The sequence below is a fragment of the Mycobacterium sp. TH-M82 genome (assembly GCF_057473605.1).
In genome coordinates, this window is sequence record NZ_JBYCKY010000559.1 from 1 (window position 1) to 10,165 (window position 10,165).

Genomic DNA, 10,165 nt, shown 5'->3' on the forward strand with positions numbered 1-10,165 from the left:
TGCTGAACGCCTTGACCTGTACGACGCCGATCCCGCAGCGGTGTCGGCTGCGTTGCGGGCCGCGCGGGGCAAGACCGGCTAAGAATGTTTTCGGCGTTCCTCGACACGTGCGTCCTCGTTCCAAGCCTGTCGCGAGATGTCCTTCTTGAGGTCGCCGAACAGTCGGTCTACCGACCGTTGTGGAGTGGCAGCCGTCGTCGAAGTGATCAGCCTGCCCGACGCGACGGATCGCCACGTCGTGGCGGCTGCGCTATCGGGACGTGCAGACGTAATCGTGACCGGAAATCAGAAGGATTTCCCGCCCGAGGAGCTGCCAGTGTCGATGTTTTCGCAAACCGCAGATACATTTCTGCTCGATTCGCTCGACCTGCACCCCAGCGCCGTCCTGGCGGCGGTGCGTGCAGTCGCCATGAGGACTGGACGAAATGGGCCACCGCGGAGCGCGACCGAAATCGCGACGTTGTTGCGGGACCGGCAGTGCCCGGGATTCGGCGCGGCATTGCTCCTTGCACTTAGCTAATCGGGTGCAACATCTCGGCTGCGGGCGCCGGCGAGCTGCTGTCGAAGCACTTGTGGTCCCAAAATGGGACCGCGCTCTGGGTCGTCTGATCTGCCACCCAGAACATCACAGCAGATCAGAGCTCATTTTCTTGAGTCGGGCTGACAGGATTTGAACCTGCGACCACTTGACCCCCAGGCTTAACGGCGGTATGCGCGCGCGTCCGCCTGTATCCGTTTTATCGCTGTGCCACAACAGATTAAGCCGGTTGCGGACAGCAACGGACAGGTGCGGAAAACCACGGTGAAATCGACCAAATGGCGGTACGAATAGCGGTACGGATCACCGGCGAGGACCCGGTGGGTAGCGCCGTGCAAGTGCTGCGTGGGCACTCGTCGATCGCGACCACCGAGCGGTACACCGCGGTCGACGACGAGGAGATTCGCGCCGCGGCAGAGATGGCGATCTTCATCGTCGATTGTTGGGCCGGCCGTGGCTGGACCCTCATTCGTGTGCACGACCACGTCAGGGGATGGAATCATGGCGCTCGATGAGCACCCCGACTCCAGCGGCCTGGCCTCCCCTCACAGAAGACGCGTTAGCCCAAGCCGCAGCCAACGGCACGCTGGGAGAGAATCACCACCTCGACTTAAAGCGCGAGCTCAAGGGAGGTGATTCGGGCAACCGCGAGATCGCGAAGGACATCGCCGCATTTTCCGAGGACGGCGGGACCATCGTGATCGGCGTCGATGAGACCACGAAACCGCCGAGTCTGACGCCGGTAACGCTTGCCAATCTCGCGGAGCGTATCGAGCAGGTCGGGCGGACGCGAGTAGACGAAGCGGTCACGGTCACGACCACGCAAATTCCATCCAACGCGAACCCGGACGAGGGCTACTTGCTGGTCCACGTGCCTGTGTCTCCGCGTCCGCCCCATATGGCGGACAACAAGTACTACGCCCGCGGCGACAAGACCAATATCCCGCTTTCGAATGCCGAAGTGCTCCGCAAGCACGAGCGTCTGATCGCGCAGAACACGGATCTTGCGGCTGAGGCGCTTGGTCTGATCGACGAGGTCCACCAGCGCAGCGGGTTCTCCCCCGTTATGGCTGTCCTCGCGAGGCCGCTGGGCGCCAGAGACGATCTGCTGATGCAGTTGGCAGTGTCGGATTCAGCACGCGCGGACCTATTGAGTTTGCTGAACGCGGCAGGCGTGCACCAGGTGGCCGAACCAAGTCTCCGACAACCGTTCGGGGTATGGCCGCGCCCTGGTGGGATCGCCGGTACTAGTTGGCAGGGCAACAGCCGATTCGAGGGAGGTGAGCGGCAAGCCGAGATCAAATTGCACGAGTCAGGGGCGATTACGCTGCTGTCCGGCGGGGCCGTGAGAATGTACGGCGGCGTATGGCTAGAAGAACCGCGGCCGCGTGTCATGGAATCGCTGATCCTCGGTCACACTGACCTCGTCGTCCGTCTGGCTGCCCAGGTAGCGCTGTATGGGTTCAGCGGCTCATGGCGATTCGGTGTCGCCGTCACTGGCATCGAGGGCGCCAACTCGTTCGCACTGAGCTCGACTTCCGGCTACGACGACCAGATGCCGATCTACACCGACCGCGACTACTCGCGAGCGAAGACTGCGTCGCTGGCGGAGATTCAACAGTCGCCGCACGTCATCGTGCGCGACCTCGTCGGTCAGCTGCTCCGCAGCCTGTCGAGTGCAAGCCAATTCCCTTGGCTATACACGCCTTGAGGCCGGATTAGGCCCGTCAGGTCGAGCGCATGGCTTACTGGCCAGCGGTCCGCAAATCGAGAATGGGACGGTTGTTGATCGCACTCATTGCGGTCCAGGTGGCAACGGGGGCCAATCTGGGTCCCGCTCGCCGACAACCCATTCGCCGTTCTCATCGAGGGTGATGAGTCGCCAGCCGCGAGTTCCGAATTCGGCGCGCTCGAGCCGCGCCTTGGCGAGTTGCGTTCTCAGAACGCTGCGGCCGTCTGGCCCGAACTGCGCCAGCATCGCGTCCTGCTGAAGGTAAAGGCCGAACTCCATTGACTTGTAACGGTATTCGAGGATGTTAATGCGGTTCGAGTCCTCCATTTGCTCCCAGAACCATCCAAAGAATTCGCGCACTCTGGTCGAGTAAGTCGCGATGGGCGTCATAACGTCGACGTTGTCGCCGTCATGCGATGTGATGTACTTGCGCCCCTTCGATCGCCAGCCGTCCCACTTGAGCAACTCGGCGCGGTCAAGGGTGATTGTGTTCCACAGGGCCATCGGACCACCGGGGCCGGCTTTGGACCAGTTGGTGGCCATAGACGTAACGGGGATGGCGTAGTGCAGGGAGTAGTTTCGCAAGTCAACCAGGAACGTGGTCGGCTCGTCGCTCAGCAGTTCGTCGACCTTCGGTGTCCAGACCTCCACCTCCCACTTGGTGCGCTTGTCGTCGGTGCCTGGTGCGTGACGTTCGGGCCATACTCGACGGTGGATGCCGCGCATAACGTCGCGGAGCGTTGCTAGTGCGGCCAGGTAGTTGTGCAGCAGGCGGGCAGCTTCGGTCCCGAAGTCATCGGGCAGCTCACTGACGAACATCTGCGTTCCGACGAACTGGGTGAAGTGCTTCTCAAGCTCGACGCTGTTACCAGCGAAGACGCCGGATGCGCGGTTCAGCTGTTCGAACCAGTCGCGGTACACCTTGCCTGGCAGCGCGTCCAGGTGAGCGTTCCGGCTGTCCATCATCCGACCGAATGGGGACTGGTAGGTGGTCGTCTCGGCGTCGTCTTCGGCTTCGTCGTGGTCGGGGCTGTCCACATCCGCCGAAGGTACGCCACGAAGGGATGGCGTTTCAGGACAGGCTGACGGGCTTCTCGGGCACCCGTCCGGCGCTGGTAGGGCCGCGCCGGCCGGTACGCAGCTGACCCCCAAAGAGCCAGCGAAGCGGCCACCAGCACGGACGAACCGGGCCCCTTGCGGTCCCAGCCGAACGCCTGCCCGCCATGCCGGACGCCGATCTGCGACAAACCGTCTCATCCCCGACTATTGTCCGACATACCCGGTCAAACCGGGTTCCGAACGGGGAGGGTGGCGCATCGATGCCTGAGCCTTGGTTGTCGGCGGAGGAAATCGCCGCCCACTTGGGCGTCACCAAGGACACCGTTTACTCGTGGATCGCCGACAAGGCGATGCCTGCCCACAAGATCGGCCGCCTCTGGAAATTTCAGGCCAGCGAGGTCGACAGTTGGGTTCGCAGCGACGGGACAGGGGGCAAATGACGGTGGACACCTTCCAACGCCAATCCGAAGGAGAAGCGCCATGCATTTGACTGGCGATAAGGTCATCGCTTGGAAGGACCCGTCAGCGCCAACCGGGATCACAACCGAGAAGGTGTATCTGGGCCCCGATCCGTTCGGTCTCGGCGGCTTCCAGGTCGCGGTTGCGAGCGCATCGGCGGCTTCCTCACGGCAAGCGTTACGGGATCTGTTCTCGGCCCGCAAAGGCAAGACTCAGACGCAGCTTGTAGTTGCGGTCGTGCATGGCGGAAAGGTGCAACTGTGCGGCCCTGACCCACAGGCCCAACCCATCGAGCTACCTGTCGAGCAAGCTGAACGTCAACTTCAGTCAGTTCTAGCCGAACCCGACGTCTTGGCTGCCACCGAACGCTTCGCTGGCTTCCGCAGGGCCAGCGGCACCACCGGAGTCTCGGGATTTACCAACAGCGGACTCTTCGCGACCCATCACATCATGAGCAATGTCCCGAAACGGACCGACTGGGGCGAACTCGGCAAGCAGGCCTCAGCCTTGCTCGGTCTGCGCCGGACGAAACTGATTGAAGCGCTAGGTTTCAGCACTCAGCCCGGTCCCAATGGGTCGCTCCTGCTCTCGGTCGGCAAGCATCCGCCGCGCGCGGTCGCGGTCCTGCTGGAGGACTCCGAGCAGTTCGACACCAAGACCCAGCGGTTCCAGCTCTCGCCCGTGGCGTTTGGACTCGCCCTAGCCTCACGTCAGGAACTTCCCTGGCTCGTTGTACTCCGGAAAGATCAAATTCGCCTTTACGCGGGCCGCGACGGTGTTGGGGTCGGATCAAAGGGTCAAGCGGAGACCTTCTTCGAGGTCGACCTATCGACCATCGACGCGGAATTCGCTGCTCTGCTGCCGCTAATCTTCTCCGCGGCCGCACTCACGAGAGACGGCACAGCAGAGGAACTGCTGCGCGACAGCGGCCGCTACGCAACCGAACTCGGCCGTCGGCTTCGTGAGCGAATCTACGACGAAATCGTGCCACCGTTGGCCGAGGAGGTTGCTTGGCACCTCGCGAATGACGCGGGACTTGAGCTTGACGCGGAGGGTCTCTCGACTGCATATCGCGTAACGCTCCGCATACTGTTCCGCTTGCTTTTCCAAGCCTATGCCGAGGATCGAGGACTGTTGCCGTCGGGCCGGAACGAGGGCTTTGACGCGAACAGCCTCAAGACAATTGCGCGGCGATTGCTCGATTCCGATATCGAAGAGTTCGGAGACGCATCAACGATGTGGTTCGACCTCGTCCAGGTTTGGAACGCAATCGACCAAGGAAACCCGCAGTGGCAGATCCCCACCTACAACGGCGGCCTTTTCTCCACCGACCCGGATCGATCACCCGAGGGTGCGCTACTCAAGAAGATCGAGCTGCCCGACAGCGTCCTGGGTCCGGCCCTGAAGAGCTTACTCATTGACGTCAGCGACGACGGAGTGCTGGGTCCGGTCGACTTCCGATCGTTGAGTGTTCGCGAGTTCGGCACAATCTATGAAGGGCTGCTCGCTAGTTCGCTCTCCATTGCTGAGGCCGATCTGACCCTCGACACTGCCGGAGCGTGGGTCCCGGCAGGTAAAGGTGATGAGGTAGTAGCGCCGGCCGGCGCGATCTACTTCCACACGGCATCTGGCGAACGAAAGGCGACCGGCTCCTACTTCACACCGAAGGTCGTCGTAGACCACCTAGTTGAGCGCTCGATTGTTCCCGCCCTCACGAAGCACCTTGAGAGGATTGCCCAACACCTCACGAAGGGCGATGCCGCCGCCGCAGCGCGCGATTTCTTTGACTTCCGAGTTGCCGACTTGGCCATGGGTTCGGGTCACTTCCTCGTCGCCGCAGTCGACAAGATCGAAGCCCTCATGCGCACGTTTCTAACCGATCACTCCGTCCCCGGTGTGATCGAGGAGTTGCTCAGGCTGGCGGGTGTGGCTAGAGATGCACTCGGAACGGACGACGTCGCGAAGAGCGAAGTCGACGAGGTCGGCCTGCTGCGCCGGCAAGTCGCACGCCGATGCATCTACGGACTGGACATCAATCCGATGGCCGTTGAACTTGCGCGCCTGGCGATATGGATTCACACGTTCGTTCCCGGCCTGCCAATGAGCAACCTCGACCATGGGCTTATCAACGCGAACAGCCTGACCGGAATTGGGACGATTGAATAGGCGCTCGACGCGTTACAGCCCGGGCGCAATCCCGGCGAAATCTCCCTTTTCGACGAGATTTTGACCGACCAACTCGCCTCTGCCAAGACCCTTCTCGTCGACGTCGCCAACGCCAGTGAAGCCAACAAAGCTGAAGTCGAGGAAGGGGCGCGACTCCTTGTCCAGGCTCGCGAAGCGGCCGATACCGCCCGTCGAATATTCGATGCCGCGGTAGCTGCTCGAATCGGATGGATCGACCCGGGGGTAATCCTCGACGACAAGTCGCTTCAGCGCGTCCTCGAGCGCCACGAGGTTGTTGAGGCTGCAGAGCAACTCCAGCCGGCACACATGCCGTATTTGTTCCCCGAGGTCTTTCTGCGGACCGCAGCAGGATTCGATGTCATCCTGGGCAACCCACCCTGGGAGAAGATCAAGGTCGAGACAGACCAGTGGTGGGGAATTCGCCTCCCCGGGCTGCGCAGCATGCCGCAGAAACAGAAGACCGCGGCGCTAAAGGAGTTCCGCGAGTCACGACCTGACCTTGAGGCGGAATTTGAAAGCGAGTGCGAGACCGTCCAAGCACTCAATGAAGTAATCAAAAGGGGGCCGTTCGCACTGGGGTCCGGGGACACGGACCTTTACCAGGCCTTCGCGTGGCGCAACTGGCAACTCTTGCGAGAAGGCGGGCGCTTCGCGATCGTCCTACCGCGCGGTGCGCTTTCAGGCTCCGCACTGACTGAATGGCGACGAGAGGTCCTCGCAAGCGGCTCCTTCGCGGACGTGTGCTTTATTGAAAACACAGGGCGCTGGGCCTTCGACATGGAACCGCGCTACACCATAAGCCTCACCGTCGCAGAGAAGAGTAAAGAACGTGTAGTCCGGTGGGCCGGCCCCTTTGCAAGTGAGAAGACGTTCCTTGCAGGTGCCGAAGTCCTTGCCGAGGTTTCGTCCGATGAGTTCCTGTCGTGGTCGAAGACCGTCGCCTTCCCTCTCATCCCCGACCCCGTCTCCGCGCAGATATTTCGGCAAATGAAGCGGAGCCCTCGCTTCGACGCGGTCCGGGATCACTGGGAGTTCCGTCCGATTCGTGAACTCGATGCCTCCGGCGACAAGAAGGTCATGGAGTTCGACGTCGATGAGGCGAAGGGCCGCATCCCAATCGACGCTGGCGCCTCCTTCACTCTCTGGTCGCCCGATTACGGAGCACCGTATGCATACAGCAAGAAGAAGGCCTTACGCCCCTACCTGGGCGCCAAGGCTGTTGGCGGCCACGGCAGACTGCCCGGTGACGGCCATATAAGTGCCCGGTGGCGGTCATGAAAATTGCCCGCTGACGGTCACGAGATCTGCCCAACTGATTTGTTGTTCGTCCCGCGTGCCTACGGCGTGCGGGGCCCCTCCTCGGGTGCGCTGAATGGCGCCAACCGTTGTTCAGCTCCCGAGGAGGGGATTAGTGAAGTCTGCCGAGGAGATCATGGAAATTCTGGAAGCCTTCGATTTGACCGGTTCGTTGCGTGATGCCGCCGAGTTGGCGGGGTGTTCGCATCACACGGTTGCTGATTATGTGGCGGCGCGGGAGCGCGGTGAGTTGACGCCCGGTCGCGCGCAGCGGCGGGGGATGCTGGTGGATCCCTACCTGCCGAAGCTGGAGGAGTGGGTCGAGCACTCCCGGGGCAAGGTCCGTGCTGATGTCGCCCACGACAAGCTGGTCGCGTTGGGGTATGTGGGTTCTGAGCGCACGACCCGGCGGGCGGTTGCCGAGGTCAAGGCGGCGTATCGGGCCGGGCGCCGGCGGGTGCATCGGCCCTGGGTGCCTGAGCCGGGGATGTGGTTTCAGTACGACTTCGGGGATGGCCCACGGGTGCGTGGTGTCGCCACGCAGTTGTTTTGCGCGTGGCTGGCGTGGTGCCGGTTCCGGGTGGTGCTGGCGCTGCTGGATAAGACGGCACCGTCGGTGATGGCTGCGATCGATACGACGCTGCGGACTTTTGGTGGGGTGCCCACCTACGGGTTGACCGATAACGAGAAGACGGTGACCAGCGAGCATGTGGCGGGGATACCGGTGCGCAACGCCAAGATGCTGGATTTCGCCCGCCATTACGGGTTGGCGATCGCCACGTGTGTGCCAGCAGATCCGGCAAGCAAGGGCGGCAGCGAGAACGCGGTCAAGATCGCCAAGGCCGACCTGGTGCCCTGTGAAGCCAACCTGCTCGACGAATATGACAGTTTCGCTGAGCTGGAAGCGGCGTGCGCGGTGTTTTGCGAGCAGGTCAACAATCGTGTGCACCGGGTGACCCGGCGGGTGCCGGCGGAGATGCTGGCCGAGGAACGCACCCGGCTGCACCGGCTACCGGCCCATCCCTACACCGCGGCGTTCGGGGTGACCCGCACCGTACCGCCCAACACGGCCATGGTCGCCTTTGAGTACGGGGCGTATTCGGTGCCGCACACCTTGTGCGGTCAGACGGTGTGGGTGCGGCCGTATGCCGATCAGGTGGTGATCGTGCATGTTGGCGATGCCGGCCCAGTCGAGGTAGCCCGCCACGAACGCACCACACCGGGTAACCCGCGGGTCGACGACGCGCATTTCCCGCCACGACCCGAGGGGCCGCTGGGCCGAACCCCACGTGCGAAAAATGTTGCCGAAGCGCAGTTTTTGGCTCTCGGTGACGGGGCGACGTTGTGGCTAACCGAGGCCGGGGCCGCGGGATGCTCGCGGATTCGGGCCAAAATGGCCGAGGCAGTCGACTTGGCCGCACTACACGATCCGGCCGCCGTGGACCGCGCACTGGGCCACGCCGCCACCGCGGGCCGATTCGGCCACGGTGATCTGGCCGCCATCGTGGCCCATCAGGCCGGCGACCCCGACCACCGCAGCCCATCTGAGCCGGCGCGCGCAGGCGAGCACAACAGCCTGTCCCAAGGCACCGCCGGCTGGGCCGCACTCGGTGAGCAGGAGGACAACTAACGATGGCCTACCTTGACATCGCCTCAAAGACCGTATCGATCCTGCTCAACACCGGCGGCACCGACGATCCAGACCAGCTGGTCGGCGTGGCCGCCGGAGAGCTGTTCGAATGGGCATGGTTGATCACCGAGCTTGCCTGCTGGCTCGCCGACGACGACCAGCACACCCGCGCCGACGTCGACCGGTTCTTCGGCGGCTACCGCAGCACCGACACAACCGCGTGGTTGGCCACCCGCACCGCTGAGCGCATCGCCGCGCTGCTCGACGGGGATCGAGGCCAGCCATGAGCACAACAACACCGGCGCCACCACCGCTCGATGACGAGCTGATGCGGCTGCTCAAGCGGATGCGGCTGCCCTACATCCGCAACGCCGCACCCGAGCTGCTGGCCACCGCCAAAGCGCAACGCTGGGAACCCGCCGAGGTCCTCAAAGCGCTTCTGGTCGAAGAAGTCAACGGACGGGACCGCTCCGCGCTGGCGACCCGGCGGAGTCGTGCAGGATTTCCCACCGGCAAAACCTTCGCGGCGTGGGATCCGGCCTTGTCATCGATACCGGCACCCACCCAGGCCGCATTGCGCACCCTGGAATGGATCCACCGGCGAGAAAACCTAGTGGTCTGCGGGCCCTCAGGCACCGGCAAGACGTTCCTGCTCGAAGCCCTCGGCCAGCAAGCCGTCGAAGCCGGTCACCACGTCGCGTGGTTTCGCCTTGAACAACTCGGCGCCTTGGTGCGCCGGCACCGCGCCGATGACAGCGTCACCAAAGCGATCGCACGCATCCTGCGCGCTGATCTCGTCGCCGTCGATGACATCGGCCTGCTGCCCGTCGGCGTCGATGCCGCCGAAGGCCTCTACCGCCTTGTCGATGCCGCCTACGAGAAACGCTCGATCGCGTTATCGAGCAATCTTCACCCGGCAGGATTCGACGAGCTGATGCCCAAGACACTGGCCACCGCTACCGTCGACCGGCTACTACACCATGCCCACCTCTGCCAGACCAACGGCGACAGCATCCGGCTCACCCAAGCCATGGCCGGCAAGGGGGTCAACGCCTTGACCTGACCCCATCCCTGGGCACGTCTGGTGGCCACGACCGGGCAGATCTCATGGCCACCAGCGGGCAGTTCTCATGACCGCCACCGGGCAGTTCCCCATGTCCCTTGACAAAGTACGTTCTGTCGCTGGTCTGGAAGTTCTGCATATAGCCCACGAAATGAGTACAGACAACTTCATATCTGAGACCGCAGGTAGCCCCTTGGCACG

The 10,165-nt window shown here is 63.0% G+C and carries 11 protein-coding genes; 9 read left to right on the plus strand and 2 right to left on the minus strand.

The window, feature by feature from the left end; translation table 11 throughout:
• Positions 1–184 precede the first annotated feature (184 nt).
• From AC2VON_RS16810 to AC2VON_RS16820, 3 genes are all read left to right on the plus strand, one after another.
• Positions 185–520, plus strand: a complete 336-nt coding sequence (locus tag AC2VON_RS16810; protein WP_486953964.1) for a VapC50 family PIN domain-containing toxin — start codon at positions 185–187, stop codon at positions 518–520.
• Positions 521–816: 296 nt separating this feature from the next.
• The gene (locus AC2VON_RS16815) at positions 817–1,053 is read left to right on the plus strand and encodes a hypothetical protein (protein WP_486953965.1); all 237 of its coding nucleotides are present in this window, start codon (positions 817–819) and stop codon (positions 1,051–1,053) included.
• On the plus strand, positions 1,050–2,249 hold the full coding sequence (locus tag AC2VON_RS16820; RefSeq protein WP_486953966.1) for an AlbA family DNA-binding domain-containing protein: 1,200 nt from the start codon (positions 1,050–1,052) through the stop codon (positions 2,247–2,249). Before AC2VON_RS16815 ends, AC2VON_RS16820 begins: the two co-directional genes overlap by 4 nt.
• A gap of 84 nt (positions 2,250–2,333) precedes the next feature.
• Here the strand turns inward: AC2VON_RS16820 and AC2VON_RS16825 are convergent, their stop codons facing one another.
• Complete coding sequence (locus AC2VON_RS16825; protein ID WP_486953967.1) at positions 2,334–3,191, minus strand: hypothetical protein; 858 nt, start codon at positions 3,189–3,191, stop codon at positions 2,334–2,336.
• A 398-nt stretch (positions 3,192–3,589) separates the two neighbouring features.
• Between AC2VON_RS16825 and AC2VON_RS16830 the strand changes: the two genes are divergently transcribed.
• Positions 3,590–3,769, plus strand: coding sequence for a helix-turn-helix domain-containing protein (locus tag AC2VON_RS16830; protein WP_486953968.1), 180 nt, complete (start codon positions 3,590–3,592; stop codon positions 3,767–3,769).
• A gap of 40 nt (positions 3,770–3,809) precedes the next feature.
• On the plus strand, positions 3,810–5,954 hold the full coding sequence (locus AC2VON_RS16835) for an Eco57I restriction-modification methylase domain-containing protein (RefSeq protein WP_486953969.1): 2,145 nt from the start codon (positions 3,810–3,812) through the stop codon (positions 5,952–5,954).
• 12 nt (positions 5,955–5,966) lie between these two features.
• Here the strand turns inward: AC2VON_RS16835 and AC2VON_RS16840 are convergent, their stop codons facing one another.
• Positions 5,967–6,242: a hypothetical protein gene (locus tag AC2VON_RS16840; RefSeq protein WP_486953970.1), complete on the minus strand. Its 276-nt coding sequence runs from the start codon at positions 6,240–6,242 to the stop codon at positions 5,967–5,969.
• Positions 6,243–6,281: 39 nt separating this feature from the next.
• Here AC2VON_RS16840 and AC2VON_RS16845 point away from each other — a divergent pair, with 39 nt between their 5' ends.
• The 4 genes from AC2VON_RS16845 to istB all read left to right on the plus strand — a co-directional run bounded on the left by AC2VON_RS16845 (position 6,282) and on the right by istB (position 9,964).
• Positions 6,282–7,253: a hypothetical protein gene (locus tag AC2VON_RS16845; RefSeq protein WP_486953971.1), complete on the plus strand. Its 972-nt coding sequence runs from the start codon at positions 6,282–6,284 to the stop codon at positions 7,251–7,253.
• 133 nt (positions 7,254–7,386) lie between these two features.
• Positions 7,387–8,901, plus strand: a complete 1,515-nt coding sequence (istA, locus tag AC2VON_RS16850) for an IS21 family transposase (RefSeq protein ID WP_486953972.1) — start codon at positions 7,387–7,389, stop codon at positions 8,899–8,901.
• 2 nt (positions 8,902–8,903) lie between these two features.
• A complete protein-coding gene (locus tag AC2VON_RS16855; RefSeq protein ID WP_486953973.1) occupies positions 8,904–9,188 on the plus strand; it encodes a hypothetical protein in 285 nt (94 codons plus the stop codon).
• Positions 9,185–9,964, plus strand: coding sequence for an IS21-like element helper ATPase IstB (gene istB, locus AC2VON_RS16860; RefSeq protein ID WP_486953974.1), 780 nt, complete (start codon positions 9,185–9,187; stop codon positions 9,962–9,964). Before AC2VON_RS16855 ends, istB begins: the two co-directional genes overlap by 4 nt.
• The last annotated feature ends 201 nt before the right edge of the window (positions 9,965–10,165 follow it).